The organism is Aureimonas glaciei (assembly GCF_014643375.1).
Lineage (GTDB): Bacteria > Pseudomonadota > Alphaproteobacteria > Rhizobiales > Rhizobiaceae > Plantimonas > Plantimonas glaciei.
Map to the genome: position 1 here is coordinate 130517 of NZ_BMJJ01000004.1, position 26727 is coordinate 157243.

Below are 26727 nucleotides of genomic sequence, written 5' to 3' on the forward strand. Positions count from 1 at the left end.
TCCGTCCGCTTTTGTCCAGCGGCACATTGCGCGATCTGTCATGGTGGCGTTACACTGTATCGTGTCGTTCGATCCGAACACCCTTGAAGTGGGACGTGGAATGAGGCTGCCAAGGCTGCGCGCAAAATTTGCCGCAGCAGGGAGCCCGATGCGGCGGGCCAGATGCACACCGGGATGCCTGGCGCCATGCTGACGAGCGCGGTCGATCTCGACGCCTGCGACCGCGAGCCGATCCACATCATCGGCGCCATCCAGCCGAACGGCGCCCTCATCGCCGCCGACGTGGCGCGGGCCCGGATCGAATTTGCCAGCGAGAATGTCGACGCCTATCTCGGTCGCTCCGCCGACCAGCTGCTCGGCCTGCCCCTGGTCGCGCTCCTCGGCGAGAGCCAGTGCGCCGGTCTCTTCGCCCGCTCGCTCGAACCGACCCAGCCCGACCTTCTCCGCCCGCATTTCCTGAGCCTTGCCTGGCCCGACGGCCGCGAGGCGGCGCTCGAATGTTTCTGCCATGTGCATGACGGCCGCCTGATCCTCGAATTCGTCCACCGGCAGGAAGGGCCGGCCGCGGTCTGGGAAGAGGATCTGGTGCGGCAGCGCATCATTTCGGACCTGATCCAGCCGGACACGCTGACCGGCCTCGCCCGGATCGGCGCCGAGATCATCCGCGACGTCACCGGCTTCGACCGCGTGATGATCTACCGCTTCGCGCCCGACCGGCACGGCGAGGTGATCGCCGAGAGCACCGTGCGCGCCGACACCTTCCTCGGCCTGCACTATCCCGCCTCCGACATTCCGGAGCCGGCCCGCCGTCATTTCGTCCTCAACGTCATCCGCAGCATTCCCGACATCACCGCGCCGCCCGTGCCGATCAGGGCGCTTGCCACCGGGGCGGGGCAGGGGCGGCCGCTCGATCTCACCTTCTCCAAGCTGCGGGCCGTGGCGCCGGTCCATATCGAATATCTCGGCAATATGGGCGTCGGGGCCAGCTGCTCGATCTCGCTGATCGCCAACGGCCAGCTCTGGGGGCTCGTCGCCTGCCATCACTACGGGCCGCTGCATCTTTCCTGGAGCCGGCTGCGGTTCTGCGAGCTCCTCGGCGGCACCATGTCGGCGCTGCTGCAGAGCCTGGAAAACCGCATCCAGCTCGCCCACGGCATCCGGGCGGAGAAGACCGCCTTCGCGATCGAACGCCAGGCCCGGCAGGGCAGGCCCCTGCGGGCCGTCGTCACCGATGAGGCCGACGCCCTGATGGAACAGGGCGCCGCCGAGGGGATGATGCTCCGGCTCGGCGGGCAGGTCGTCGCGCGCGGCCGCGTGCCGGAAAGGCAGGTCGTCCCCGCCTCCCTCAGCGCGGCCCTCTTCGACGGCATCGCCACCTCGAACCATCTGGCCGGCCTGTCGCCGCACGATGCTTCCGGCAGCAACGGCATTGCCGGCGCCGCGATGATGGAACTGTCGGACGACGGCGAGGACTGGCTGATCCTGTTTCGCCAGGAGTTCGAGCACACGATCACCTGGGCCGGGAAGCCGGGCAAGCGCGAGACGGTGGGAAGCGACGGCACGCTGCGGCTGTCGCCCCGCGGCTCCTTTGCCCTGTGGCGCGAGGAGCGGCGCGGGCGCAGCCAGCCATTCACGGCCATCGACGCGGAGTTCCTGCGCATCGTGCGCCGAGCCCTATTCGCCATGAACAGCCTCGACCGCGAGCGGGCCGCGGTGGCGGCCCGCTCGGCGGCGGAGGCCGAGGAGGCGCGGCTGCGGCTGGCGCTGATGGATGCCGTGCGGTCGCGATCGATGGGCGAGCTCGCCTCCGCCCTGGCGCACGAGCTGAACCAGCCGCTCTTTGCCGTCACCAACTATGTCAACGCCTGCCGCCAGGAGCTGAAGAACCACGGCGTCGCCGTCCCCGGGGACGTTCATGCGCTGATGGACGGGGCGGTGGCCGAATCCTCCCGCGCCGCCGACCTGGTGCGCCGCCTGCGCAACCTGATCGGCCAGGGCGAGATTTCGGTCGAGCCGTCCGATCTCAATGCCGTCATCCGGCGCGGCACCGATCTGGCGCTGGCGGCATCGCGCCGCGATCCGCCGACCGTCGTCTACCAGCTCCTGCCGGATCTGCCGCTGCTCAGCGTCGATCCGGTGCAGGTGGCGCAGGTCGTCCTCAACCTCGTGCGCAACAGCCTGGCGGCCATGGAGGATCGGGCCGACCCCGTCCTCACCCTGTCGACCCGGCGTTTCGGACGGTTCGTCGAGGTGGCGGTGCGCGATACCGGCGCCGGGATCGATGCCGCGCTGCAGGACCGCCTGTTCGAGCCCTTCCATCCGTCGACCACCAGCGGCATGGGCATCGGGCTGTCGCTCTGCCGCTCGATCGTCGAAGCGCATGGCGGCCGCATCCGTGTCCGGCCGGTCACCGATGGCGCCGAGGTCAGCTTCACCCTCAAGATCGCCGATGGTGAGACCGATGGATGATCCCGCCCGCTCCCGCATCCATGTGGTCGACGACGATCCCTCGGCCCGCCACTCGCTGTGTGCCTTCCTCACCGCGCACGGTTTCCAGGCCATCGCCCATGCCAGCGCCGAGGCGTTTCTGACCGATCTCGGCTCCGAGGCCGGCCTCTGTGCCTTCGTCGATCTGCGCATGCCCGGTCTGGGCGGGATCGAGCTGCAAAGGCTGATGATCGACAGCGGGCGGACGCTGCCGGTGATCATCCTCACCGCCTATGGCGACATTCCCCAGGCGGTCGAGGCGGTCAAACGCGGCGCCGTGGACTTCATCGAAAAGCCGGGCAGTCAGGCGCAGATCCTCGCCGCGATCGATGCCGCTGGCGCCCGGGCGTCGCAACGCCCGCCGACGGCGGTGCCCGATCGCGTCGTCTCCGAAAGGCTGGCGCGCCTCACCGGCCGCGAAAAGGAGGTGCTCGATCACCTCGTTCTCGGCATGACGAGCAAGCACATCGCTGATCGACTCGGCATCAGCCAGCGCACGGTCGAGATCCACCGGGCGCGGATCCGCGAAAAGATGGAGGCCCGCGGCCTAGCCGATCTCATCAAGATGATGCGCTAGGCATTGTCGCGGGCGCGGGGCGTCCGCCGCAGCCATAGGTAGTTTCTACGTAGCGGTATTTCCGAGATAGAAAGCAGCGACAATGTTTTTGTAAGCTGACGCAGAGGAAACAGATGCGGACAGGGCGCCAAAGAACGCCCGGCGCAGAAACAGAGGTGGTGTGCCTTGCCCATTGGCCACTCATCCACCGACCGGGGAGGCGCCGGCATCAGCTTTGCCGCACGCCGCCCGATCGAAGTCACGCTCAACGACGAGGTGATGGCGGCCGTCGAAGGCTGGCGGCAGGCGCACGGGCTTTCCAATCAATCGGAGGCGCTGGGCGAGCTCGTCCGGCTCGGCCTGATGAGCGAGATCGGCCGCATCTATCGCATGGCCACGAGCGCGCGCGACGCGGCCCTGTCGGGACTTTTTGCATCGCCCGGTGACGCCGACGATGCGGAAGCGGCATCGCGTTTCGGCCCGCTCCAGCCTCGGCTCTAGACCCGGCTGCGGCAGAGCACCAGGCGCCGGCAAGGGCCTGCGCCAGCCTGAGCCCCGATCCAGATGCCTGGCCTGCCTGCCCCCCCCCCCCCCCCCAGGCAGGGCNGGGCATTTGCCTCGAGCGCCTCCGCGCGACGGAACTGGACATCGGCGCTCGATCTGGCACCCGTCGAAGCGGGAAAGAATGTTGATCGTGCCCAAGAGCCGTACAGGCGATCCGGCCCAGGCGAAACGCTGGGTGCGCTGCGGCCTTGCCGGCAGGCCTGCCCTCTTCGACCTCCCGTTGTCGCCTGATCTCTGCCGAAGGCCGGAAGGCCGGCTTTCGGCACTCTGCTTCAGGCGATCGCGGAAGCGAGCCCGAGCGGCAGGATTTCGCGGCGGCGGTGCATGCCCAGCGCGGCGTGCACCGCCGAGACGATGGCGGCGGCATCGAGACCCGCCTCGGCATACATCGCCGCTGGCGTATCGTGGTCGATGAAGCGGTCGGGCAGGCAGAGCGTGCGGATCGTCAGGCCGCGGTCGAGGACGCCTTCAGCCGACAGGAGATGCAGCACATGCGCGCCGAAGCCGCCGGCGGCGCCTTCCTCGATCGTGACGACCACCTCGTGGTGGCGGGCGAGCTGCAGGATCAGATACCGGTCGAGCGGCTTGGCGAAGCGGGCGTCGGCGACGGTGGTGGGAAGGCCGCGGGCATCGAGCTCGTCGGCCGCCTTCAGACACTCCGTCAGCCGGCCGCCGAGGGACAGCAGCGCGATCTTGCCGCCCTGCCGCACCACGCGGCCGCGGCCGGGCTCGAGAGGAACGCCGCGCTGCGGCAGCAGGGCGCCCGTCCCCTCGCCACGCGGATAGCGGAAGGCGGAAGGAGTGTCGTCGAGGGCGGCGGCGGTCGCGATCATGTGGACGAGCTCCGCCTCGTCGGCCGCCGCCATGACCACGAAGCCCGGCAGATTGGTGAGAAAGCCGATGTCGAAGGCGCCGGCATGGGTGGCGCCGTCCTCGCCGACGAGGCCGGCCCGGTCGATGGCGAAGCGCACCGGCAGCTTTTGCAGGGCGACGTCGTGGACGATCTGGTCGTAGCCGCGCTGCAGGAAGGTGGAATAGATCGCGCAGAAGGGCCGCATGCCGGCCGCGGCCAGGCCGGCGCAAAAGGTGACGGCGTGCTGCTCGGCGATGCCGACGTCGAAGCAGCGATCGGGGAAGCGCTGCTGGAACTTGTCGAGTCCGGTGCCCGAGGCCATTGCCGCCGTCACGGCGACGATGCGCGGATCACGCTCGGCCTCGCGCATCAGGCCGTCGGCGAACACCGCCGTGTAGCTCGGGGCCTGCGGCGCCGCCTTGTGCTGGCGGCCGGAGACGATGTCGAAGCGCGAGACGCCGTGATACTTGTCGGCGGCCTTCTCGGCCGGGCCATAGCCCTTGCCCTTCTCCGTCAGGACGTGGATCAGCACTGGGCCGTCGGCCCGGTCCTTCACCGTGCGCAGCACCGCGAGCAGCTGCCGCGTGTCGTGGCCGTCGACCGGGCCGACATAGGAAAAGCCGAGATCCTCGAACAGCGAGCCGCCGATGACGAGGTCCTTCACGAGGCCGCGGGCGCGCGCCGCGCCCTTCTGCAGCGGCGGCGGCAGGAGCGCCACTGCGCCGCGGGCGAGGGCCCTGAAATCCTGGAACTTTCGTTCGGTGTAGAGCTGCATCAGATGCTTCGACAGGGCGCCGACCGGCGGCGAGATCGACATTTCGTTGTCGTTGAGGATGACGATCAGCCGCTTGCCGAGATGACCGGCATTGTTCATGGCCTCGTAGGCCATGCCCGCCGAGAGCGCGCCGTCGCCGATCACGCAGACGACGTCGCCGCCGTCGCCGAGGAGATCGCGCGCCACGGCGAAGCCCAGGCCGGCCGAGATCGAAGTCGAGGCATGCGCGGCGCCGAAAGGATCGTATTCGCTTTCCGAGCGCTTGGTGAAGCCGGACAGCCCGCCGCCCTGGCGCAAGGTGCGCATTCGGTCGCGCCGTCCGGTGAGGATCTTGTGCGGATAGCACTGGTGACCGACGTCGAAGATCAGCGTGTCGCGCGGCGTGTCGAAGACCGCGTGCAGCGCCACCGTCAGCTCGACGACGCCGAGGCTCGCGCCCAGATGCCCGCCGGTGACCGAGACCGCTGACACCGTCTCCCGGCGCAGTTCGTCGCCGAGGCGGACGAGTTCGCGCACCGTCAGGCGCTTCAAGTCGGCGGGAGAGGCGATCGTGTCGAGGATGCTGCCCGTGCGTTTCATCGTCCCTCTCCCAGCCAAATCGGCGTGCACTCGCTTTCCGCGCCGAACGCCCGCTTTCTGATGCCCCGCCTTTTCCCGACGCCCCGCTGGCCGCGATCGTCGCCTTTGTCTCACCCGGACCGGCGCCCTTGCCCTGGCGCCTCCCTGCGTTCGTTACGGCGAAAAGCTCTTCACGTAGGCGACGACGTCGGCGATCTCCTGCTCCTTCTTGAGGCCGGGAAACACCATCTTCGTGCCCGGAACCTTCTTCTTCGGGTCGGCCACCCAGGCCGCGAGCTCGGCCTCGCTCCAGACGAGTCCGGCGGCGCCGGCAGCGACCATCGGCTTGGAATATTTCGACTTGTAGTCCTCCAGCGTCCCCGCCGTGCGGCCGACGACGCCGTTGAGGCTCGGCCCGACCGCTCCCTTCTTGTCGCCGATGCCGTGGCAGGTGGCGCATTTGTTGAAGACCTTCTTGCCCGCCTCGGCATTGCCCTCGGCGCCGCTGGCGCTGCCTGCGGCCAAAAGGGCCAATGCTCCCAGGACGGTGGCTCCGGTCAGAAATCTCATGCGGGTCTCCTCAGGACTTTGTCGATTGCCGGTCGAAGCTACGACGATGGCTCGAAGTGTCAACATGAAAAACGTAAAATCTATTTGACACTTTGCTGGCATTGCGCGCACCAATGATGCCGCGGGACGATGGCGGATCGTCTTTGCGCCGAGCCCATTCAGGCTCGCGCGGAGGACGGAACGGAAGGGTTGGGCATGGGGCAGACCTATCCATTTTCGGCCATTGTCGGCCAGGCGGAAATGAAGCGCGCTCTGATCCTGGCTGCCATCGATCCGAGGATCGGCGGCATTCTGGTCTTCGGCGATCGCGGCACGGGCAAGACGACGGCCGTCCGCGGCCTTGCCGGCCTGCTGCCGCCGATGCGCGTGGCGAGCGACTGCCGCTTCAACTGCGCGCCGGGCGAGCCGGCCGAGCCCTGCACCCGCTGCCGCGCCGAAATCGCCGTCGGAAGGCTCCGCGGCAAGGCGGCGCCGGTGCCGGTGATCGACCTGCCGCTCGGAGCGAGCGAGGACCGCGTCGCGGGGGCGCTGGATTTGGAAAAGGCCCTGGTCTCGGGCGAAAAGGCTTTCGAGCCGGGGCTCTTGGCCAGCGCGCATCGCGGCTTTCTCTATATCGACGAGGTCAATCTCCTCGAGGACCACCTCGTCGATCTTCTGCTCGACGTCGCCGCCTCCGGCATCAACGTCGTCGAGCGCGAGGGGCTGAGCATCCGCCATCCCGCGCGCTTCGTGCTCGTCGGCAGCGGCAATCCGGAGGAGGGGGACCTTCGTCCGCAGCTGCTCGACCGTTTCGGTCTTTCCGTCGAGGTGGCTTCGCCACGCGACGTCGCGTCGAGGGTCGAGGTGGTCAAGCGCCGCGATGCCTTCGACCGCGACCCCAAGGGCTTTGCTCAGGCCTGGAAGCGGCACGATGCGGCGATGCGTCGGCAGATCGGCGCGGCGCGCCAGCGTCTGGGCGAGATCCGCGTTCCCGACGCGGTGCTGGAGCACGCGGCCAGCCTTTGCCTGTCGCTCGGCGTCGACGGCCTGCGCGGAGAACTCACCCTCATGCGCGCGGCGCGCGCCGAAACCGCGCTGGCGGCCGGCACCACGGTGACGATCGAGGCGATCGACGCCGTGGCGGTCTCGGCGCTGCGCCACCGGCTGCGCCGCGATCCGCTGGACGAGACCGGCAGCGGCGCCCGGATCGAGCGCGCCCTCGGTGCGCTGCAGGCGGCGTGAGAGAGCCCATGTCCGTCCACGATGCCACCCGCTTCGACCGGGCCCGGCCGGGCTCGCCGCGCGAGCCTCCTCCTGCCTGGAAGGACGCCTGCCTTGCCGCGGCGATGCTGGCGATCGATCCCAAGGGGTTCGGCGGGATCCAGGTCCGGGCCCGGGCGGGACCGGTGCGCGACCGCTTTCTGCGCCTGCTCGCCGCCCCTTTCGGACCGGACCTGCCGACGCGCCGCATCGGTGCCGGCATTGCCGAGGCGCGCCTGACGGGCGGGCTCGACATCGGCGCGACGCTGGCCGTCGGCCGCAAGGTGGTGGAGACGGGCGTGCTGGCCGCGGCCGACGGCGGTCTCGTGGTGCTCGCCATGGCGGAGCGGCTGCCGGTGCCGACCGCTGCGGTGATCGCGGCGGCGCTGGACGAGGGCCAGGTGCGGATCGAGCGCGACGGCCTTTCCGTCTGCCAGCCGGCGGCCTTCGCGCTGATCGCCCTCGACGAGGGCGTCGAGGCGGACGAAAGGCTGACGCCGCTGCTCGCCGACAGGCTCGGCCTGCGTGTCGATCTCGGCGCCGTCGGCTGCCGCGATTGCGAACCCGCCGGACCGGACATGGCGCTCGACGAGGCCCGCGCGCTTCTGCCCTCGGTGACGGTCGCGGATGCGATGGTCGAGGCGCTGTGCGCCCTGGCCGCGGCTTCAGGCCATGCCTCGCTGCGCGCCAGCCTGCATCTCCTGCGCGCCGCGCGCGCCGCGGCGGCGCTCGGCGGCCGCACGGCGGTCTCGGTCGATGATGCCGCGCTCGCCGCGCGCCTGGTGCTGGGTCTGCAGGCGGCACCTTCCCATGCTGAAGCCCCCCAGGAGCGGCCAGCCGAAGCCCCCGCCGAGGACGCGCCGTCGCCGGCCGATCCGCCCGCGGAGGCGGCCCCGGAAATCTCGGGTGCTGCCGAAGGACGCGATGACGATCAGGGCGAGGGCGAGCCGGAGGCGCCGGACTTGCCGACCAGCCAATCGCTTCAGGAGATGGTGATCGCCGCCGTGTCGGCATCGGTGCCGGGCTGGCTTCTCGCCGGTCTGGGGCCGCCGGCCCGGATGCGGGGGCAGGGCGATGCCGGCAAGGCCGGCGCCGAGCGCGGCGGCGCGGCGCGCGGCCGGGTTTTTGGCATCGCCGACCGGCCGCCGCAGAGCCGTGCCCGCATCGACGTGCTGGCGACGCTGCGCGAGGCCGCGCCCTGGCAGCGGCTGCGCGGCGGCGAGAACAGCAAGGCTGGTAAGGAAGGCGAGGGGGCCGAGGCAGGCCGGCTGCAGGTGCGTGCGCGCGACTTCCGCTATCTGCGCCGGCGCGAGCGGACCGGCACCACCGCGATCTTCGCCGTCGATGCCTCTGGCTCGACGGCGCTCGAACGGCTGGCGGAGACGAAGGGGGCGATCGAGCTCTTGCTCGGGCAGTGCTATATCCGGCGCGACAGCGTCGCGCTCGTCGCCTTCCGGGGCCGGCAGGCGGAGACGCTGCTCGAGCCGACGCGCTCGCTGGTGCGCGCCAAGCGCAGCCTCTCGGCGCTGCCCGGCGGCGGCGGCACGCCCCTGCCGGGCGGCATCGTCCTGTCGCTGCGCCTCGCTCTCGCCGCGACCCGCCGGGGACAGAGCGTCATCTCCGTCTTCCTCACCGACGGTCGCGGCAATGTCGCCCTCGACGGCAGCACGCTCCGGGCGCGGGTCGAGGAGGATACCGGCCGGGCCGCGCGGCAGTTCCGGGGGGCCGGCCTGCGCGCGCTGCTCATCGACACCGCGCAGCGGCCGCAGCCGCGGGCAGCAGAACTCGCCCGTGCGCTCGGCGCCGAATATCTGCCATTGCCGCGCGCCGGGTCCGACGCCGTGGCGCGGGCCGTCGGCGCCCGGATGGAGGGCTAGCGGCATGCTCGGCGAGCCGCAGGCGCCCCTCTGGTCGATCGACGGCCGCGACTGGCCGAACCGGGAACACAGCCGCTTCCTGACCTCGGGCGGACTGACCTGGCATGTGCAGGAGATGGGGCAAGGGCCGGCGCTGCTGCTCCTGCACGGCACCGGCGCCGCGACGCATTCCTTCCGCGATCTCGCCCCGATGCTCGCCAGGCATTTTCGCGTTCTGATGCTCGACCTGCCGGGCCATGGCTTCACCGGACGGCCCGCGCGCGCGGGCCTCTCGCTCGACGGCATGGCGCGGCTGGTCGCCGGCGTGCTCGCCCGGATCGACTGCGAGCCCAAACTCGTCGTCGGCCATTCGGCGGGGGCGGCGATCCTGGCGACCATGGCGCTGCAGGGCACGATTCAGCCCGCGGCGGTGATCGCCATCAACGGGGCGCTGCGCCCCATTCCCGGCGCCGCTTTGTTCTCGCCGCTGGCAAAGCTCCTGTTCCTCAATCCGCTGGCGCCGCGCTTCTTCGCTCATCGCGCGCGGTCGCGGGCGGCGACCGCTAAGCTTCTTGCCGATACCGGGTCGCGCCTCGATGCGCGCGGCATCGACCTCTATGCCCGCCTGTTCCGGCGTCCCGGGCATGTGGCGGGAACGCTCGGCATGATGGCGCAATGGGACCTCTCGGGGCTCGAACGGCGGCTCGCCCGCCTCAGCCTGCCGCTCGTCCTGATCACCGCCGCCGGCGACCGCGCGGTTCCGCCGGCGGATGCCGAGATCCTCGCTCAGCAGGGGCCGATGGTCCGTGCCATCGCGCTCGCCCAAGGGGGCCATCTCGCGCATGAGGAGGACCCGGCAGGCATGGCGACGCTTCTGCTGCAGCTGGCCGGCGAGTTCGGAATCCTGGCGGGAAACGAACCCGCCAGCACCCCGCAAGGCGACGCCGGGGACGCCCTGCCGGCCGGCAAGCGGGCGGCCGCCAACGCCGCGTCCGCCTGAGGCGGGGCGGCTTTTCCCAACACGCGGTCCGCCTTTGCTCGGAATGTCGCGTGATCGTCCCGAAAGCCGGAAAGCCGGAAAGCCGGGATCGGGCTACCCTGTTTCAGCGGCCGCTTCCCCCTGCCGATCCTCGTGTCCAGCGCGGCATCCGGAAGGGCAGCAGCATCTGCACCCAGCGCGCCGAAAATCGGTCGAGATCCACCGTCTCGTGGATCGCCCGCCTTTCGGCGCCGGCGCCGGCGCAGCCGAGCATGGAGCGGCTGTAGAAGGGCGTGTCCTCGAGCGTGCGCAGGACGCGGGGCGGCGCTGCGCCGCCCGCCTCGCGCGCGACGCGCCAGCCGGTGCGCGCCAGCCTGTGCATCGGCGCCGGCTCGATCGCCTGCATGCGGCCATCGCACCCGTATTCGAAGGCGAGGCGGCGGCGGTCGCCGCTGCGGCCGACGAGATCGTAGCGGATGCGGGTGGTCCCGGCGTCGTCCTCGCGCGCCCAGCCCCAGCGCCGAAATCCCGCCTCCAGCGGCTCGGCCCCTACGTTCATGTCGACATAGGCGCCGCCCTGCCACGCCAAGCCGGGCCGGTCGAAGGCGACGTCGACGCGGCCGCAGGGCGCGATCGGGCGCCAGCGGTGGCGGCCGGCCTCGTCGAGACGATGGGTTTCGGCGAACACCGGCCCCGGCTCGACGGTGATGCGGCCGCGGAGGCGCCGCGGCAGCGGAACGGTCCACTCGTCGATGTCGATGACGAGCCGCCCGCCCGTCCAGGTCAGGCTGCTCGGCCCGATGGCGAGGCGGTCGGCGCGCCGATCGAGCTGTCCCTTTCCCCGCTCGGTGAGGGACCAGTACTTGCCGCGTGGCGTGTAGAGGATGGCATTGATGCTGACATGGTCGAGCGGGTCGGCCGGGCCCCGGCGGCGCGCGGCCGCGTAATAGGGCGAGAAGACGCTGCCGACGAAGGCGATGACGGTCAGGGCGTTACGTCCGTCGTCGCTGATCGCATCGAGATACCACCAGAGGTAGCCGCCTTGCGGGACGGCGCGGTCGAAGCCAAATCCGCCATCAGCGACACGGCGGCGTGCCGGCCCGACAGCGCCGCCATCGGAATCCCCGGCCCCGGATGGACCCCGCCACCCGCGAGATAGAGGCCCTTCAGCTTCGTCCGCGCGCTCGGGCGCTGGAAGGACGAGGCCCAGCCGCGCGAGGCCCGCCCGTAGAGGGCGCCCCCCGTCGCCGGAAACATCGCCGCAAAGTCCGCCGGCGCCGTCGTCACCGGCGCCGCCATCCCATCCGACAAGGTCAGGCCGGCGCGCGCCAGCCGCTGCATCACCCGTGTCTCGCATGACGCGATCTCCGCTGGACTGAAGGGACTGCTGTCGCCGGTGGCCGGCGCATTGACGAGGAGAAACAGCCGCTCCGGCCCCTGCGGCGCCGGTCCGTCGCCGGCGTCGCGGTCCTGGGCGCAAACGTAGATCGTCGGATCCTCGGGCAGGCGCTGGCGGACGAGCAGGTCGTCGAACTCGCGCGCGTAGTCGGCCGAGAAGAACACCGTGTGGCGCGACAGCGGAAAGCCATGGGTTCGTGCGCGCATCGAGAAGGTGAGGGCCGACAGGGAGCGATCGCACTTCGGCCAGGATGGCAAAGCGGGCCGCGCCGCGGTGCCGAGAAGGCCGGTCGCCAGCGCCATGGGATCGCCGTTGAAGACGACCGCATCGGCCTGCAGGAGCTCGCCCGAGCGCAGCCGCACGCCGGTCGTCCGGCCTTGGCCGACCGCGATTTCCGAAGCTTCGGTGCCATAGCGGAACACGGCGCCGCGCTCCGACGCCAGCCGCTCCAGCGCCCCGGCCAGGCGCGCCATGCCGCCGTCCACCAGCCAGACGCCGAGGCGCTCGACATGCGCGATCAGCATCAGGGGGCCCGGCGCGTGGAAGGGCGAGGCGCCGCAATAAGTCGCGTAGCGCCCAAACAGCTGGCGCAGCCGCGGGTCGCGAAAATAGCGGGCGATGACGGCCGACAGCGGCGTGAAGGGCTGGATGCGCGACAGCGCGGCGAGCCCGCCCAGGCCGGAGGCTCGGGCGAGCCCCAGAGGGCTCGGCGCCGGGTGCTCCATGAAGCTGCCGTTCAAGGTGTGGAACACCTCTTCGGTGCGCGCTGAGAAGGCGCGGTAGCCCTTGGCCTCCGCCGCGCCCGCCAGCCTTTCCACGGCCTCGACGGTTTTTTCCAGATCGTCGTGGAGATCGAAGACCGAGCCGTCGTCGAAGGAGTGGCGGGCGAGGATGCCCGCCTTGGCGAGGGAGAGATGATCCTCGAGCCGCGCGCCGGCGGCGGCAAAAATCGCCTCGAACACCCAGCGCATGGTGAAGATGGTCGGGCCGGAATCGATGCCCTGGCCGGCGACGTCGATCTCCCGCAGCTTGCCTCCGGCGCGGGCGGCCCGCTCGACGACAGTCACCTCGAGCCCCGAGGCGCTGAGCAGAAGAGCGCTGACCAGCCCGCCGACCCCGGCGCCAACGACGACGACGCGCCGGGACGGTGTGTTGCGGGAGGCGGTGTCCGGGATGCCGCGCACAGACTTGTGTCCAAAATGATTTACATGCATCCTAGTCTACACAAATTGACACCGGGAGGAAGCGGCAATGCCGGGAGAGGATGTTTCAACCAGGATCGAGGACAGTCTCCTCCGGTCGCTGGCCCGGGTGACCGGTTCGGCGGCACCGCCGCGTCTGGCCGCGGCGCTGACGCATGCGGTGTTTCCCGGCGGCCAGCGCATCCGGCCGCGGCTCTGCCTTTCCGTCGCGCTCGCCTGCGGCGACGACCAGCCCCTGGTTTCCGGCGCGGCGGCCGCGGCGGTCGAGTTTCTGCACTGCGCCTCGCTGGTGCACGACGACATGCCCTGCTTCGACAACGCGATGATGCGGCGGGGGCGGCCATCCGTGCATGCCGCCCATGGCGAGGCGCTGGCACTGCTCGCCGGCGATGGCCTGATCACGCTCGCCTTCGAGACGGTGGCGATGGCGGCCGTCGCTGACCCTGTCCGGTCCGCCAGCCTGTCGCTGATCATCGCGCGGTCCGTCGGCATGCCGCACGGCATCGTCGCCGGACAGGGCTGGGAAAGCGAGGCGGCGCCCGATCTCGGGCTCTACCAGCGGGCCAAGACCGGCGCGCTGTTTGCCGGGGCGGCGATGGCCGGCGCGGCGGCGGCGGGATGCGCGGCGGAGCCCTGGGGGGCGACGGGCCATCTTCTGGGCGAAGCGTACCAGGTCGCCGACGACATCGCCGACGTCGTCGGCGAGGCGCGGGCCCTCGGCAAGCCGGTGGGGCAGGACGTCTTCCACGGACGGCCGAGCGCCGTGCAGGAATTCGGCATCGGCGGCGCCGCGCGGCGGCTGATGGCGCTGGTCGAAGAGGCGGCCGAGCGTGTGCCGGACTGCGCCGGGGCGGACGCCCTGCGCGCCCAGATCCGGGCGCAGGCGAGCCGCTTCCTGCCGAAGGAAGCCGCGCAGCACGCGGCCTGACGGCGATGACGGCCGAGCCGCTCCCGCATCCCGTTCCGGCGGCGTCGATGCTGGCCGTCTGGCTCGACCGTCTGCGCGACCTGCGCAATCGCAAGGTCGCCGATCCGGGCTTTCGCCGCTTTGCCGCGCGTTTCTTCCTGACGCGGCCCTTCGCTCGCCGGCAGGCCGCCGCGCTGTTCGACCTGGCCGCCGGCTTCGTCTATGCGCAGATCCTGCGCGCCTGCGTGCGCGCCGAGCTCTTCGATCTCCTGGCGCCGGGCCCGCTGGCGCCGGCAGCGATCGCCGGCCGCACCGGCCTGCCGCTGGACGGGGCGCTGCGCCTCGTGCGCGCGGCAGCCTCCTTGGATCTTTTGGAGGAGCGGCGCGACGGCCGCTTCGCGCTCGGCCCGCTCGGCGCCGCGATGGTGGGCAATCCGGGCGTCACGGCGATGATCGCGCATCACGACATGCTCTACCGCGATCTGGAGGATCCCATCGCCCTTCTCTCGGGGCGCCGCCGGGCCGAGCTGAACCGCTTCTGGAGCTATGCCGACCGGGGCGCCCCCGAAAACGACGGGCCCGGCGGCCATGACGATCCGCCAAGCGTTGCCGGCTACACCGCGCTGATGGGGGCGTCGCAGGCGATGGTCGCGGCCGAAATCCTCGACGCCTATCCGCTCGACCGGCATCGGCGGCTGCTCGATGTCGGCGGCGGCGACGCCTCCTTTCTCGTCGCCGCCGGCGCGCGGGCGCCGCATCTCGCCCTGTCCCTTTTCGAACTGCCGGCGGTCGCCCGAATCGCGCAAGGCCGGCTGGCGGCCGCGGGCCTCGCCGCCCGCGCGACGGTGACCGCGGGCAGCTTTCTCGCCGATCCCCTGCCGACGGGCGCCGATCTCGTCACCCTCAACCGCATCCTGCACGATCACGATGACGCCGAGGTTCTGCGCCTGCTGAGGGCGGTGCGCCGGGCGATCGCGCCGGACGGCGTGCTGCTCGTCGCCGAGCCGATGGCGGGGACGCCCGGCGCGCGGGCCAGCGGCGACGCCTATTTCGGCTTCTATCTCCTCGCCATGGGCCAGGGTCGCCCGCGCACCCTGCCGGAGATCGTCGCCCTTTTGACGCAGGCCGGCTTCGACGGCGCGACGGTTCATCCGACCCACACGCCGATGATCGCCCGCCTTGTTTCCGCGCGTCCAACGACGGCGCGCTGAGCGCCCGCCCTGGACTGCGTGGGCACGATCCCTGGACAAAGTGTACAATCTATTTGACAACTCTGACCGTCAATATAATCTGACATTCACCACCGGCAGACATCAAGATCACGCCGGACATCTGGAAAAGACGAAGCGGGGAGGGCGAGCGAGATGGATGCCTGGGCGATCATTCTCGAAGGCCCGCGCCGACTGGCCCTGTCGCAGCTCGGACTGAACGATCCCGGTCCCGAGGACGTCGTCGTCGAGATGGAATGGACGGGAATTTCGACCGGCACCGAAAAGCTGTTGTGGTCGGGTTCCATGCCGCCCTTTCCCGGCTTCGGCTATCCGCTGGTCCCGGGCTACGAGTCGATCGGCCGGATCGTCGAGGCGGGACGGGAGAGCGGCCGCCGGACCGGCGAGCGGGTCTTCGTGCCCGGCGCCAACTGCTACCGCGAGGCGCGCGGCCTGTTCGGCGGCGCCGCCTCGCGCGTCGTCGTCGCCGGCGCCAAGGTCATGCCGGTGGACGAGAGCCTCGGCGAACGGGCCGTCCTCCTGGCACTCGCGGCGACCGCCCATCACGCGGTCTGCCCGGATACCCGCAAGGCGCCCGAACTCATCGTCGGCCATGGCGTGCTCGGCCGGCTGATCGCCCGCATCGTGGTCGCCGGCGGCCATGCCCCGACGGTCTGGGAGACCAATCCGGCCCGAAGGGCGGGTGGCGAGGACTACCGAGTCGTCGCGCCGGAAGAAGACGCGCGCCGCGACTACCGCCGCATCTGCGACGTCAGCGGCGATGGCGCGATCCTCGACAGCCTGGTGCAGCGCCTGGCCCCCGGCGGCGAAATCGTCCTCGCCGGCTTCTACGACCGCCTGTCCTTCGCCTTTCCGCCCGCCTTCATGCGCGAAGCCTCCATCCGCGTCGCGGCCGAGTTCCGCCGCAACGACCTCGTGGCGGTGGGCGAGATGCTCTCCGCCGGCCGGCTGTCGCTCGACGGCTTCATCACCCACACCCATTCGCCCGATCAATTCGAGGCCGCCTACACCACGGCCTTCACCGATCCGGCCTGCCTGAAAATGGTGCTCGACTGGAGGAAGGCGGCATGAACGCGCTGACACCGCAAAGCGGGCTGCAGGCCCTCGTCGACAGCGTCCGGGCGGAGGCGGCTTTCGAGCCGGATGCCGTGCCGACGGGCGAAGCCAAGAAGGAAACGCAGATCATCGCCATCTACGGCAAGGGCGGCATCGGCAAGAGCTTCACCCTCGCCAACCTCTCGCACATGATGGCGCAGCAGGGAAAACGCGTGCTCCTCATCGGCTGCGATCCGAAGAGCGACACCACCTCGCTGCTGTTCGGCGGCCGCGCCTGCCCGACCATCATCGAGACCTCGTCACGCAAGAAGGCGGCCGGCGAGGAGGTCGAGATCGGCGACGTCTGCTTCAAGAAGGGCGGCGTCTTCGCCATGGAGCTCGGCGGGCCCGAGGTCGGGCGCGGCTGCGGCGGCCGCGGCATCATCCACGGCTTCGAGCTCCTGGAAAAGCTCGGCTTCCACGACTGGGGTTTCGACTACGTCCTCCTCGACTTTCTCGGCGACGTCGTCTGCGGCGGCTTCGGCCTGCCGATCGCCCGTGACATGTGCCAGAAGGTCATCGTCGTCGGCTCCAACGACCTGCAGTCGCTTTACGTCGCCAATAATGTCTGCTCGGCGGTCGATTATTTCCGCAAGCTCGGCGGCAATGTCGGCGTCGCCGGCATGGTCATCAACAAGGACGACGGCACCGGCGAGGCCGCGGCCTTTGCCGAAGCGGCTGGCATCCCGGTTCTCGCGGCCATTCCCGCCGACGACGACATCCGCAAGAAGAGCGCCAACTACCAGATCATCGGCGAGCCCGGCACGCGCTGGGGGCCTTTGTTCGAGGAACTGGCGGCCAATGTCGCGACCTCCCTGCCGCAGCGCCCGGTGCCGCTGACGCAGGACCAGCTGCTCGGCCTTTTCTCCTGCGACCAGACCGGCGGCAACGTCGTGCTGGAGCCGGCGAGCCAGGCCGACATGCGCGGCGGGATTGTCGTTACCCGGCCGTCCCTCGAAGTCGTCTACGACGCGGTCTGAGGCGATGAACGAGCGCCCCACCATCCCCCACCGAGATCCGCCCCCGCAGGAGGTCGTCTACGACCGCGCCGGGCTGGCCGTGCTCGACGGCGCGGCCGCCGAGAGCGTGAGAGCGGCATCGGGCCTGGACGCTGGCGGCGCACCGCAAGCTGCGGTCGCGCCGGCGCTGGCGGAGGGGGCAGGCTGCCACGGTGGCAAGGCGGAGCTCACGCGGGCGGCCGAGGCCGCGGGCAATGGCGAACTGCTGGAGGCGCTGCGCACCGATTATCCGCTCGGGCCTCACGACCAGCCGCAGTCGATGTGCCCGGCCTTCGGCTCGCTCCGGGTCGGGCTGCGGATGCGGCGCACGGCAACGGTGCTGTCGGGCTCGGCCTGTTGCGTCTACGGCCTCACCTTCACCTCGCATTTCTACGGCGCCAAGCGCACCGTCGGCTATGTCCCGTTCAATTCGGAGACGCTCGTCACCGGCAAGCTCTACGAGGACATCCGCGACGCGGTGCACCTCCTCGCCGACCCCGCGCTCTACGACACGATCATCGTCACCAATCTCTGTGTGCCGACGGCGTCCGGCGTGCCGCTCAGGGCGCTGCCGAAGGAGATCAACGGCGTGCGCGTCATCGGCATCGACGTGCCGGGTTTCGGCGTGCCGACGCATGCCGAGGCCAAGGACGTCCTGGCCGCCGCGATGCTCGCCTATGCCCGCCACGAAGTGGCCGCCGGCCCGGTGCCGGAGCCGCGCGGCGGCCGCTCCAGCCTGCCGACGGTGACGCTGCTCGGCGAGATCTTTCCGGCCGATCCCGTCGCCATTGGCCGCATGCTGGAGCCGATGGGTCTCGCCGCCGGCCCGGTCGTGCCGACGCGCGAATGGCGCGAGCTCTACGCGGCGCTCGACTGCGCCGTCGTTGCGGCCCTCCATCCCTTCTACACGGCCAGCGTGCGCGAGTTCGGGGCGGCCGGCCGCGGCGTCGTCGGCTCGGCGCCGGTCGGCGTCGCCGGCACCGCCGCCTGGCTCGACGCCATTGGCGCCGCCTGTGGCATCCCCGCCGCCAAGGTCGACGCCGCCAAGGCCCCGATCCTCGCCGCGACGCGCGCGGCACTCGACTCGGCGCCGATCACCGCGCGCATCACGCTGTCGGGCTACGAGGGATCGGAGCTGATCGTGGGGCGGCTCCTGAAGGAGTCGGGCGCGGACCTGCGCTATGTCGGCACCGCCTGCCCGAAGACGCGGTGGAACGCGGAGGATGCCGACTGGCTCGCCGCGCAGGGCGTGCATGTCGAATTCCGGGCGTCGCTCGAAAAGGACATCGCGGCGGTCGACAGCTTTGCCCCGCAACTCGCCATCGGCACGACGCCGGTCGTTCAGCACGCCAAGCAGAAGAGCATTCCGGCGCTCTACTTCACCAATCTGATCTCGGCCCGCCCGCTGATGGGCCCGGCCGGCGCCGGCTCGCTTGCCGCCGTCGTCAATGCCGCGGTCGGCAATCAGCAGCGGTTCGACACCATGACGGCCTTCTTCGAAGGCGTCGGCACCGGCCATACCACGGGGGTCTGGCCGGACGCGATGCGCCTTCCCAGCGCGCCATCGGCCCTGGCCCCGACGGCGCCGCTGGTGGCGGCCAAGACCTCCGTCGCGATGGAGGACTTTTGATGCTCGTCCTCGATCACGATCGCGCCGGCGGCTATTGGGGGGCGGTCTACGTCTTCACCGCGGTGAAGGGGCTGCAGGTGATCATAGACGGTCCCGTCGGCTGCGAGAACCTGCCGGTGACCTCGGTGCTGCACTACACCGACGCGCTGCCGCCGCACGAACTGCCGATCGTCGTCACCGGGCTCGGCGAGGAGGAACTGGGGCAGAAGGGCACGGAAGGGGCGATGAAGCGGGCGCATGCGGTGCTGGATCCGCAGAAGCCCAGCGTCGTCGTCACCGGCTCGATCGCCGAAATGATCGGCGGCGGGGTGACGCCCGAGGGCACGCGCATCATGCGCTTCCTGCCGCGCACCATCGACGAGGACCAGTGGCAGACCGCCGACCGGGCGCTGTCCTGGCTGTGGAAGGAATTTGGCCAGAAGAAGCCGAAGCGGCCCGTTATCAAGACGCCGAAAACCCAGGGACAGGCAAGCGAAGCGCCGGCCAGAAAGCCGCGCGTGAACATCATCGGCGCGATCTACGGCATCTTCAACATGCCGTCGGACCTCGCCGAGATCAAACGGCTCGTCGAAGGCATCGGCTGCGAGGTGAATCTCGTCTTCCCGCTCGGCACCGATATCGCCGATGTCGGCCGGCTGGCCGACGCCGAAGTCAATGTCTGCCTCTACCGCGAATTCGGGCGAAAGCTCTGCGAGGCGCTGGGAAAACCCTATCTGCAGGCGCCGATCGGGCTGCATTCGACGACCGCCTTCCTGCGCCGGCTGGGCGAACTGACGGGCGTCGATACCGAGCCCTTCATCGCCCGGGAGAAAATGACGACGATCAAGCCGCTCTGGGACCTCTGGCGCTCGGTGACGCAGGACTTTTTCGCCACCGCCAGTTTCGGCATCGTCGCCAATGAGACTTACGCGCGGGGCGTCCGGCATTTCCTCGAGACGGACATGGGTTTTCCCTGCGCCTTCGCCATCGCCCGGCGCGCCGGCGAGAAGACCGACAACGACGCGGTCCGCAAGGCCGTCCAGAGCAAGGCGCCGCTGGTGCTCTTCGGCTCGTTCAACGAGCGCATGTATGCCTCCGAGGCGGGAGGGCGCTCGTCCTACATCCCGGCGTCGTTTCCCGGCGCCATCATCCGGCGCCACACCGGCACGCCGTTCATGGGCTATTCCGGCGCCACCTACATCGTCCAGGAGGTCTGCAACGCGCTGTTCGACGCGCTGTTCAGGATCCTGCCGCTGGCGGCCGAGCTCGACAAGGTCGAGCCGACGGCGAGCCGTCTGCACCGCGAGCTGCCGTGGGACGCCGACGCGCTGGCGATGATGGACGACGAGATCGCCGCACAGCCGGTGCTGGTCCGGATCTCCGCCGCCAAGCGGCTGCGCGACCGAGTGGAGGAACAGGCGCGACGGTCCGGCGAAAGCCGGGTGAGCGTCATGCGCGTGGCAGCAACATTGGAACGTTCGCCCGAGCCGGCCTGACGCGGAGACCCGCGCCGGCTACTGGGGATCTGAGGGGAGAAAAGTCGATGGCCGTTACCCAGACCCACAAGCATTCCGATTATCTCAGCCGCCGGCGCGCCGAAAGCCGGGAATACTGGCTCATCTTCTGTGTCGCCTACCTGCCCATGCTGATGACGACGATCGTGGAGCGCATCGCGGGGGGAAGCCGCCCGTCCCTTGGCGACGCGCCCCGGCGCTCGGTCTTCGCCGAGGCGAAGGCGGCGACGGCGGCCTGCATCCCGTTCGCCTTCATGTGAACGGTAGGATTTCCGGCCGGCGACGTCCGGAAAGCGCCACGGCCCGGAAGGGCGGTGGCAAGCCGGCCGCATGGTTCGTGCGGCAGCTGGCCGAAAGGCCTGGAGAAGGAGGTAGACATGTCAATGCACGATGGTCCCGTTTCCGGCATGACCGAAGCGGAAGCCAAGGAATTCCACAGCATCTTCGTGACCAGTTTCCTGGTCTTCGTCGGTGTTGCCGTGGTCGCCCATATCCTTGCCTGGATGTGGCGCCCCTGGCTGCCCGGTCCCAATGGCTACGCCATGCTCGAAGACGGAGTCCGGAACGCTGCCGGCACCGTCCTCACCATGCTGAGCTAGGAGGGAACCGACATGTGGAAAGTTTGGCTTCTCTTCGATCCCCGCCGGACGCTGATCTCCCTGTTCCTGTTCCTGTTCATCCTGGCGCTGGTGATTCACTTCATCCTGCTCAGCACCAACCGGTTCAACTGGCTGGAAGGCCCGCAGGCGCCCGCGCCGGCGGCTTCGCTGACGATCGAACAGACGGTGGACGTGGCCTGACCGGGCGACCGGCCCGACCAGACGAAAGATGTGCGGGCGGCCGGCAAGCCCCGTCGCCCGCGCCCCCGGCGCCGGGGGGGCCGACGCCGTGCAAAAGCTGTTTCAGGGAAGGATAGGCCCATGGCCATGCTCAGCTTTGAACGGAAATACCGGGTGCGGGGCGGCACCCTGATCGGCGGCGACCTCTTCGATTTCTGGATCGGCCCGTTCTGGGTGGGCTTCTTCGGGGTCACCACCATCTTCTTCGCCACGCTCGGCACGCTGCTCATCGTCTACGGCGCGGCGCTGGGTCCGACCTGGAACCTCTGGCAGATCAGCATCAACCCGCCCGCCCCGGAGGTGGGCCTCGGCTTCGCCCCGCTGAAGGAGGGCGGCCTGTGGCAGGTGATCACCATCTGCGCCATCGGCGCCTTCGGATCCTGGGCCATGCGCCAGGCGGAGATCGCCCGCAAGCTCGGCATGGGGATGCACATTCCCTGGGCCTACAGCTTCGCCATCCTCGCCTATGTGACGTTGGTCGTGATCCGGCCGGTGCTGATGGGCGCCTGGGCCAACGGCTTTCCCTACGGCATCATCACGCATTTGGACTGGGTGTCCAACACCGGCTACCAGTACGGCAATTTCCACTACAACCCGGTCCACATGGTGGCCATCACCTTCTTCTTCACCAACTGCCTGGCGCTGGCGCTGCATGGCGGGTTGATCCTGTCGGCGACGAACCCCGGCAAGGGCGGCTTTGTGAAGACGGCCGAGCACGAGAACGCCTATTTCCGCGACACGATCGGCTATTCCATCGGCACGCTCGGCATCCACCGTCTCGGCCTCTTCCTCGCCGTCTCCGCCTCCTTCTTCAGCGCCGTCTGCATCGTCATCTCCGGTCCGCTGTGGGCCGAGGGCTGGCCGGAATGGTGGGACTGGTGGCAGCGCATTCCGATCTGGAGCTGAGCGCTTCCGATCGGCCCGGGGCCGGCCGGCGGTCCCGATCATGAAGTTCGAGCTTTAACGGAAGGCGCCCGGCGCTTTCCCTGATGGGGCGAGGAGGCCTCCATGGCCGAATATCAGAACATTTTCACGCGGGTGCAGCTGCGCGGCGAGGTCGATCAAGGCGTACCGATCCGAACGACCGTCTGGCAGAGAGAAGGAAAAGTCCGCTATTCCTATTGGCTCGGCAAGATCGGCGACGCGCAGATCGGGCCGTTCTACCTCGGCATTCTCGGGCTGGCGTCGCTGATGTGCGGCTTCGTCGCGATCGAGATCATCGGTCTCAACATGCTGGCCAAGGTGAACTGGAGCCCGCAGGAATTCATCAAACAGTTCTTCTGGCTGTCGCTCGATCCGCCGCTGCCCGAGCACGGGCTGAAAATCTTCCCGCCGCTGAAGGAAGGCGGCTGGTGGTTGATGGCTGGCTTCTTCCTGACCACGGCGATCCTCCTGTGGTGGGCGCGGATGTACCGGCGGGCGCGGGCACTGGGGCTCGGCACCCATATTCCCTGGGCCTTCGCCGCGGCGATCTTCCTCTATCTCAGCCTCGGCTTCATCCGGCCGATCCTGATGGGCTCGTGGAGCGAGGCGGTGCCGTTCGGCATCTTCCCGCATCTCGACTGGACCAACAATTTCTCGCTGAACCACGGCAATCTCTTCTACAATCCCTTCCACATGCTCTCGATCGTCTTCCTCTACGGATCGGCCGTGCTGTTCGCCATGCACGGCGCGACGATCCTCGCCGTCAGCCGCCTCGGTGGCGAGCGCGAGATCGAGCAGATCGTCGACCGCGGCACGGCGGCCGAGCGCGCCGCTTTGTTCTGGCGCTGGACCATGGGCTTCAACGCTACGTTCGAATCCATCCATCGCTGGGCCTGGTGGTTCGCGGTCCTCTGCCCCCTGACCGGCGCCATCGGCATCCTCCTCAGCGGCACCGTCGTCGACAACTGGTTCGAATGGGGCCAGAAACACGGCCTCGCGCCGCTGTAGGCCGCCAGCGAGGAGAGTTTCCGGGTAATCTTGACGGCCGGCCCGCATGAGCGGAGCCGGTCGTCCCCGTTTCAGGGGCGGGACGATTTCGGGCTGAAAACGCCGTCTGTGCGCCGCGTAGGCACTCCTGAGCTATATGATCCGCGCGCGGCGTCAGATAGCGGCGTCTGAAAGATGCGCTCTATGATGCCGGCGACCGTCCGCCGTTGTCTCGGCAGCGGCTCTTCAGAATTAGTCATCCTCGGACTTGATCCGAGGACCCATGCCATGTCGGAGCCGGACTTCAGCGGGATCAAAATGAGGCGTTCGGACCCCGATTGGGCTTGTCCGGCGTTTCGGCATCGGTTCTCCAGTCAAGCCCGGGAATGACTATTCTGAGGGGCCGCGGACTCGGGGCCGGGTCCTGAAGGGCGGCGGATTGCCCCCGGCAGGCGGTATGGCCGGCGGTACGGGCAGTGGGGGAGACACGTCGATGAAGATCCTCAAGGGCCAGTGCCGATGCCGGGCGGTTACCTACGCGGTGGAGGACGCCTTTGCCTACGCCGTGAACTGCCACTGCTCGAACTGCCGGCGGGCGACAGGGTCCGCCTTCAAGCCGCTAGCGGGGATCGAGATCGGGAAGATCGCGATCGTCGAGGGGGAGGAGAGCACCGTCCGCTATGGTGACGAGGCGCAATACCGCCACTGCGGCAAGTGTGGCTCGCTGCTCTACGCCACCGTCCGGGAGGGGACCTTCGTCCATGTTCCCATGGGCACGCTCGTCGACGCGCCGAGCATCCGGCCGACGCACCACATCTTCGTCGGATCGAAGGCGCCCTGGTACGACATCACCGACGATCTTCCGCAGCATGACGGATTCGATTGATGGCCTCTCTCGGGGCTGCACCTGAACGACAAGCAGGACACCTGCAGTGACAGATTCCAGTCTTTCGGCGATCTATCGCCGCTACATCGATTGTCTCAACGCAAGGGATTGGCCGCAGCTCGGGCGTTTCGTCGATGAGGCGGTGTCACACAACGGTCGGTCCGTCGGCCTGTCGGGCTATCGTGACATGCTGGAGCGGGATTTTCGGGAGATTCCCGACCTGCGTTTCGAGGTCGAGCTTCTCGCATGCGATCCGCCTCTGATCGCCAGCCGCCTGATTTTCGACTGCACGCCGGTCGGCCGATTTCTCGGCCTCGACATCGGCGGCCGGCGCGTATCCCTCACGGAGAACGTGTTCTACGAATTTGCCGGCGACCGGATCAAGGCGGTGTGGTCGGTCATCGACAAGGCTGCCATCGAGGCTCAGCTTTCGTGAAGCGGCGCATCCGGAGCGGCGCACGTATTCCCTTCGCAAGCCAGAGCTGCCGTCTTGCCCGTCCCGTCCCGCGATGTGGGGTGTACCCCGCTTCACGCCACCGCCCGCGCCATGGCGCATTGCGACCAGAGGCCGGAGAGGGCGTCGACGAGATGGTCGATGTCTTCGTCCGAGTGCAGCGGCGAGGGGGTGATGCGCAGGCGCTCGGTCTTGCGCGGCACGGTCGGGTAGTTGATCGGCTGGATGTAGATCCCGTGCTGGTCGAGCAGCTGGTCGCTGATCCATTTGCACTTCACGGGATCGCCCACCATGACTGGCACGATGTGACTGGGGTTGTCGAGCATCGGAATGCCCAGACCCTGCAGCCGGCTGCGCACCCGGGCGACGCGGTCGCGGTGGCGGGCGCGCTCGAACGGGCTCTGCTTCAAATGCATCACCGAGGCCCTGGCGCCGGCGGCGACGGCGGGCGGCAGCGCGGTGGTGAAGATGAAGCCGGAGGCGAAGCTGCGGATGAAATCGCAGAGTTTTGCCGACGCCGCGACATAGCCGCCGACGACGCCAAAGGCCTTGCCGAGCGTGCCCTCGATGAGGGTCAGGCGGTGCATGACGCCGTCGCGCTCGGCGATGCCGCCGCCGCGCGGGCCGTAGAGGCCGACGGCATGGACCTCGTCGAGATAGGTCATCGCGCCGTGCTTTTCCGCGACGTCGCAGATCGCGGCGATCGGCGCGATGTCACCGTCCATGGAGTAGACGGATTCGAAGGCGACGAGCTTTGGCACCTCGGGCCCGTATTCTGACAGGAGCCGGTCGAGATCGGCCGGGTCATTGTGCTTCCACAACCGCTTTTCGGCGCGGGAATGGCGGATACCCTCGATCATCGAGGCATGGTTGCCCTCGTCGGAAAAGATCACGCAGCCCGGGATTTCGGATCCCAGCGTCGACAGCGCGGCCCAGTTCGAGACATAGCCCGAGGTGAAGAGGAGGGCGGCCTGCTTGCCGTGCAGGTCGGCGAGTTCGCGCTCGAGCAGCACGTGCTCGTGCGCCGAGCCGGAAATGTTGCGCGTGCCGCCGGCGCCGGCGCCGCAGCTGTCGAGCGCGGCATGCATGGCGGCGATGACCTTGGGATGCTGGCCCATGCCGAGATAGTCGTTGGAGCACCAGATGGTGACGTCGCTGGTGCCGCCGCCATGATGGCGCCGGGCTCTTGGAAAATCGCCCGCCCGGCGTTCCAGCTCGGCGAAGACGCGGTAGCGGCCCTCGCGGTGGAGGTCGTCGATCCGCGTCGCGAAGATCGCTTCGAAGTCCATGTGTTTCCTCCTGGCGTGGGCGGCGCTTTTGTTTCGGCCGCGCTGGCATTTCGGCAGGCATCGAGATGGTGGGCCGCCGGCGGCTTGTCCTCGGCGTTCAGTCCGGGTTGGCGGCCACCGCGACCGGCCGCGGCGCCCGGAGGGCGTCCGACCGATGCGCGCAGGTCGGGCGCGGTGCGGGGAGGCCCGGCCGCTCGCGCGATTTCATGCTCCAGTTCCACATCGCCTCGGCCGGGATCGGCAGGACGAGGAACCAGTGCTCGAGCACGGCGACGGTCATGATCGTGGCGAGGAAGGTGTAGCCGGTCTGCTCGAACTCGGTCGGAGCGGTGGCCGCGGCCGAGATGAGCATGAAAGCAATCACCGTGGAGACCGTCACCGAGACCGGGAACAGGAGGTTCATCGGCGCTTCCCGCAGAAAGCTCCGGAGATAGGCGAGGTGCGGCGGCAGGAAGTGGGCGTTGAGATTGCGCACGCCGAGAAAGACGTTGAGCCGGGCGCTCTCGTGCATCCCCCACAGGATCAGGAAGGTCCACAGGCCGATCTCGTTGGCGCCGTCAAAAGTGAGGGCGGCGATGACGGCGAAGGAGATGAGGATCGCGAGCTCGTGCCAGAGGCTGACCTGCAGCGCGTGGCCAAAATGCTTCCAGCCGCGGCAGCCTTCCGCGCATTCATGCTGCCGCGGGCCGGTGACATAGCCCATGTAGAAGCTGATCTCGTGCCAGCCCCAGGCGACCAGCGCCGCGGCGAAGGCGAGATGGGCGCCGCGCACGCTGTCGTCGTCGCCGGTCTCCCACAACCCGTAGAGCGAGACGCCGAAAGCGCCCGTCGCCGCCAGCATGCTCCATTTGAAGGTCCGGCGCGGCAGGCCGTCGAGATAGATGATCGCGCCGGTCGAGAACCACCAGACGAAGAGGGCGAAGAAGATCGGCGAGAGATAGCCCGTCACGCGCCCCGC

Annotated in this window: 25 protein-coding genes; 19 read left to right on the forward strand and 6 right to left on the reverse strand. The window is 69.3% G+C overall.

Annotation, left to right across the window (positions count from 1 at the left end; genetic code table 11):
* Positions 1-186: 186 nt before the first annotated feature.
* The 3 genes from IEX88_RS09925 to IEX88_RS09935 all read left to right on the forward strand — a co-directional run bounded on the left by IEX88_RS09925 (position 187) and on the right by IEX88_RS09935 (position 3544).
* Positions 187-2469 carry an ATP-binding protein gene (locus IEX88_RS09925; protein ID WP_188850453.1) on the forward strand — a complete coding sequence of 761 codons (2283 nt, stop codon included), beginning with the start codon at positions 187-189 and terminating at the stop codon, positions 2467-2469.
* Positions 2462-3064, forward strand: coding sequence for a response regulator transcription factor (locus IEX88_RS09930; protein ID WP_188850454.1), 603 nt, complete (start codon positions 2462-2464; stop codon positions 3062-3064). Before IEX88_RS09925 ends, IEX88_RS09930 begins: the two co-directional genes overlap by 8 nt.
* A 258-nt stretch (positions 3065-3322) precedes the next feature.
* Positions 3323-3544: a hypothetical protein gene (locus IEX88_RS09935; protein ID WP_188850455.1), complete on the forward strand. Its 222-nt coding sequence runs from the start codon at positions 3323-3325 to the stop codon at positions 3542-3544.
* Between the two features lie 335 nt (positions 3545-3879).
* On the opposite strand, the gene dxs is transcribed toward IEX88_RS09935, so the two are convergent.
* A complete protein-coding gene (gene dxs, locus IEX88_RS09940) occupies positions 3880-5814 on the reverse strand; it encodes a 1-deoxy-D-xylulose-5-phosphate synthase (RefSeq protein ID WP_188850456.1) in 1935 nt (644 codons plus the stop codon).
* Positions 5815-5967: 153 nt separating this feature from the next.
* Positions 5968-6363, reverse strand: coding sequence for a c-type cytochrome (locus tag IEX88_RS09945; RefSeq protein WP_188850457.1), 396 nt, complete (start codon positions 6361-6363; stop codon positions 5968-5970).
* Between the two features lie 195 nt (positions 6364-6558).
* On the opposite strand from IEX88_RS09945, the gene bchI reads away from it, so the two are divergent.
* From bchI to bchO, 3 genes are read left to right on the forward strand one after another with little or no spacing between them, the layout of a single operon-like run.
* Entirely contained in the window at positions 6559-7584 is a 1026-nt protein-coding gene (gene bchI / locus IEX88_RS09950) for a magnesium chelatase ATPase subunit I (protein ID WP_188850458.1), read from the forward strand.
* Between the two features lie 8 nt (positions 7585-7592).
* The gene (locus IEX88_RS09955; RefSeq protein ID WP_188850459.1) at positions 7593-9479 is read left to right on the forward strand and encodes a magnesium chelatase subunit D; all 1887 of its coding nucleotides are present in this window, start codon (positions 7593-7595) and stop codon (positions 9477-9479) included.
* A 4-nt stretch (positions 9480-9483) separates the two neighbouring features.
* A complete protein-coding gene (gene bchO / locus IEX88_RS09960; protein ID WP_188850460.1) occupies positions 9484-10458 on the forward strand; it encodes an alpha/beta fold hydrolase BchO in 975 nt (324 codons plus the stop codon).
* 103 nt (positions 10459-10561) lie between these two features.
* Here bchO and IEX88_RS27380 read toward each other — a convergent pair whose 3' ends face one another.
* A complete protein-coding gene (locus tag IEX88_RS27380; protein WP_188850770.1) occupies positions 10562-11449 on the reverse strand; it encodes a carotenoid 1,2-hydratase family protein in 888 nt (295 codons plus the stop codon).
* Positions 11422-13020, reverse strand: coding sequence for a 1-hydroxycarotenoid 3,4-desaturase CrtD (gene crtD / locus IEX88_RS09970; protein WP_244640023.1), 1599 nt, complete (start codon positions 13018-13020; stop codon positions 11422-11424). The genes IEX88_RS27380 and crtD overlap by 28 nt, the downstream gene beginning before the upstream one ends.
* A 67-nt stretch (positions 13021-13087) precedes the next feature.
* On the opposite strand from crtD, the gene IEX88_RS09975 reads away from it, so the two are divergent.
* The 13 genes from IEX88_RS09975 to IEX88_RS10035 all read left to right on the forward strand — a co-directional run bounded on the left by IEX88_RS09975 (position 13088) and on the right by IEX88_RS10035 (position 24462).
* The gene (locus IEX88_RS09975) at positions 13088-13966 is read left to right on the forward strand and encodes a polyprenyl synthetase family protein (RefSeq protein ID WP_188850462.1); all 879 of its coding nucleotides are present in this window, start codon (positions 13088-13090) and stop codon (positions 13964-13966) included.
* Positions 13967-13971: 5 nt separating this feature from the next.
* Entirely contained in the window at positions 13972-15156 is a 1185-nt protein-coding gene (locus tag IEX88_RS09980) for a methyltransferase (protein WP_188850463.1), read from the forward strand.
* 153 nt (positions 15157-15309) lie between these two features.
* Positions 15310-16245, forward strand: a complete 936-nt coding sequence (gene bchC / locus IEX88_RS09985; protein ID WP_188850464.1) for a chlorophyll synthesis pathway protein BchC — start codon at positions 15310-15312, stop codon at positions 16243-16245.
* A complete protein-coding gene (locus IEX88_RS09990) occupies positions 16242-17249 on the forward strand; it encodes a chlorophyllide a reductase iron protein subunit X (protein ID WP_188850465.1) in 1008 nt (335 codons plus the stop codon). The genes bchC and IEX88_RS09990 overlap by 4 nt, the downstream gene beginning before the upstream one ends.
* A 4-nt stretch (positions 17250-17253) precedes the next feature.
* A complete protein-coding gene (bchY, locus tag IEX88_RS09995) occupies positions 17254-18897 on the forward strand; it encodes a chlorophyllide a reductase subunit Y (RefSeq protein ID WP_188850466.1) in 1644 nt (547 codons plus the stop codon).
* Complete coding sequence (gene bchZ / locus IEX88_RS10000; protein ID WP_188850467.1) at positions 18897-20372, forward strand: chlorophyllide a reductase subunit Z; 1476 nt, start codon at positions 18897-18899, stop codon at positions 20370-20372. The genes bchY and bchZ overlap by 1 nt, the downstream gene beginning before the upstream one ends.
* A gap of 47 nt (positions 20373-20419) precedes the next feature.
* On the forward strand, positions 20420-20650 hold the full coding sequence (locus tag IEX88_RS10005) for a hypothetical protein (protein WP_188850468.1): 231 nt from the start codon (positions 20420-20422) through the stop codon (positions 20648-20650).
* 123 nt (positions 20651-20773) lie between these two features.
* Entirely contained in the window at positions 20774-20989 is a 216-nt protein-coding gene (gene pufB / locus IEX88_RS10010; protein ID WP_188850771.1) for a light-harvesting antenna LH1, beta subunit, read from the forward strand.
* A gap of 12 nt (positions 20990-21001) precedes the next feature.
* Positions 21002-21190, forward strand: a complete 189-nt coding sequence (gene pufA, locus IEX88_RS10015) for a light-harvesting antenna LH1, alpha subunit (RefSeq protein ID WP_188850469.1) — start codon at positions 21002-21004, stop codon at positions 21188-21190.
* Positions 21191-21310: 120 nt separating this feature from the next.
* Positions 21311-22135: a photosynthetic reaction center subunit L gene (pufL, locus tag IEX88_RS10020; RefSeq protein WP_188850470.1), complete on the forward strand. Its 825-nt coding sequence runs from the start codon at positions 21311-21313 to the stop codon at positions 22133-22135.
* Positions 22136-22237: 102 nt separating this feature from the next.
* On the forward strand, positions 22238-23161 hold the full coding sequence (pufM, locus tag IEX88_RS10025) for a photosynthetic reaction center subunit M (RefSeq protein ID WP_188850471.1): 924 nt from the start codon (positions 22238-22240) through the stop codon (positions 23159-23161).
* A gap of 472 nt (positions 23162-23633) precedes the next feature.
* Positions 23634-24026, forward strand: a complete 393-nt coding sequence (locus tag IEX88_RS10030; RefSeq protein ID WP_188850472.1) for a GFA family protein — start codon at positions 23634-23636, stop codon at positions 24024-24026.
* Between the two features lie 46 nt (positions 24027-24072).
* Complete coding sequence (locus IEX88_RS10035; protein ID WP_188850473.1) at positions 24073-24462, forward strand: ester cyclase; 390 nt, start codon at positions 24073-24075, stop codon at positions 24460-24462.
* 92 nt (positions 24463-24554) lie between these two features.
* Here the strand turns inward: IEX88_RS10035 and hemA are convergent, their stop codons facing one another.
* Both hemA and puhE read right to left on the reverse strand, forming a co-directional pair.
* Positions 24555-25769, reverse strand: coding sequence for a 5-aminolevulinate synthase (gene hemA, locus IEX88_RS10040; protein ID WP_188850474.1), 1215 nt, complete (start codon positions 25767-25769; stop codon positions 24555-24557).
* Between the two features lie 97 nt (positions 25770-25866).
* Entirely contained in the window at positions 25867-26718 is an 852-nt protein-coding gene (puhE, locus tag IEX88_RS10045) for a putative photosynthetic complex assembly protein PuhE (RefSeq protein WP_188850475.1), read from the reverse strand.
* Positions 26719-26727: the final 9 nt, after the last annotated feature.

What these genes read in the sequence shown, in the direction of transcription:
- IEX88_RS09925 (WP_188850453.1), top strand. Translation starts at nt 187, where the DNA reads ATGCTGACGAGCGCGGTCGATCTCGACGCCTGCGACCGCGAGCCGATC.
- IEX88_RS09930 (WP_188850454.1), top strand. Translation starts at nt 2,462, where the DNA reads ATGGATGATCCCGCCCGCTCCCGCATCCATGTGGTCGACGACGATCCC.
- IEX88_RS09935 (WP_188850455.1), top strand. Translation starts at nt 3,323, where the DNA reads ATGGCGGCCGTCGAAGGCTGGCGGCAGGCGCACGGGCTTTCCAATCAA.
- dxs (WP_188850456.1), bottom strand. Translation starts at nt 5,814, where the DNA reads ATGAAACGCACGGGCAGCATCCTCGACACGATCGCCTCTCCCGCCGAC.
- IEX88_RS09945 (WP_188850457.1), bottom strand. Translation starts at nt 6,363, where the DNA reads ATGAGATTTCTGACCGGAGCCACCGTCCTGGGAGCATTGGCCCTTTTG.
- bchI (WP_188850458.1), top strand. Translation starts at nt 6,559, where the DNA reads ATGGGGCAGACCTATCCATTTTCGGCCATTGTCGGCCAGGCGGAAATG.
- IEX88_RS09955 (WP_188850459.1), top strand. Translation starts at nt 7,593, where the DNA reads ATGTCCGTCCACGATGCCACCCGCTTCGACCGGGCCCGGCCGGGCTCG.
- bchO (WP_188850460.1), top strand. Translation starts at nt 9,484, where the DNA reads ATGCTCGGCGAGCCGCAGGCGCCCCTCTGGTCGATCGACGGCCGCGAC.
- IEX88_RS09975 (WP_188850462.1), top strand. Translation starts at nt 13,088, where the DNA reads ATGCCGGGAGAGGATGTTTCAACCAGGATCGAGGACAGTCTCCTCCGG.
- IEX88_RS09980 (WP_188850463.1), top strand. Translation starts at nt 13,972, where the DNA reads ATGACGGCCGAGCCGCTCCCGCATCCCGTTCCGGCGGCGTCGATGCTG.
- bchC (WP_188850464.1), top strand. Translation starts at nt 15,310, where the DNA reads ATGGATGCCTGGGCGATCATTCTCGAAGGCCCGCGCCGACTGGCCCTG.
- IEX88_RS09990 (WP_188850465.1), top strand. Translation starts at nt 16,242, where the DNA reads ATGAACGCGCTGACACCGCAAAGCGGGCTGCAGGCCCTCGTCGACAGC.
- bchY (WP_188850466.1), top strand. Translation starts at nt 17,254, where the DNA reads ATGAACGAGCGCCCCACCATCCCCCACCGAGATCCGCCCCCGCAGGAG.
- bchZ (WP_188850467.1), top strand. Translation starts at nt 18,897, where the DNA reads ATGCTCGTCCTCGATCACGATCGCGCCGGCGGCTATTGGGGGGCGGTC.
- IEX88_RS10005 (WP_188850468.1), top strand. Translation starts at nt 20,420, where the DNA reads ATGGCCGTTACCCAGACCCACAAGCATTCCGATTATCTCAGCCGCCGG.
- pufB (WP_188850771.1), top strand. Translation starts at nt 20,774, where the DNA reads ATGCACGATGGTCCCGTTTCCGGCATGACCGAAGCGGAAGCCAAGGAA.
- pufA (WP_188850469.1), top strand. Translation starts at nt 21,002, where the DNA reads ATGTGGAAAGTTTGGCTTCTCTTCGATCCCCGCCGGACGCTGATCTCC.
- pufL (WP_188850470.1), top strand. Translation starts at nt 21,311, where the DNA reads ATGGCCATGCTCAGCTTTGAACGGAAATACCGGGTGCGGGGCGGCACC.
- pufM (WP_188850471.1), top strand. Translation starts at nt 22,238, where the DNA reads ATGGCCGAATATCAGAACATTTTCACGCGGGTGCAGCTGCGCGGCGAG.
- IEX88_RS10030 (WP_188850472.1), top strand. Translation starts at nt 23,634, where the DNA reads ATGAAGATCCTCAAGGGCCAGTGCCGATGCCGGGCGGTTACCTACGCG.
- hemA (WP_188850474.1), bottom strand. Translation starts at nt 25,769, where the DNA reads ATGGACTTCGAAGCGATCTTCGCGACGCGGATCGACGACCTCCACCGC.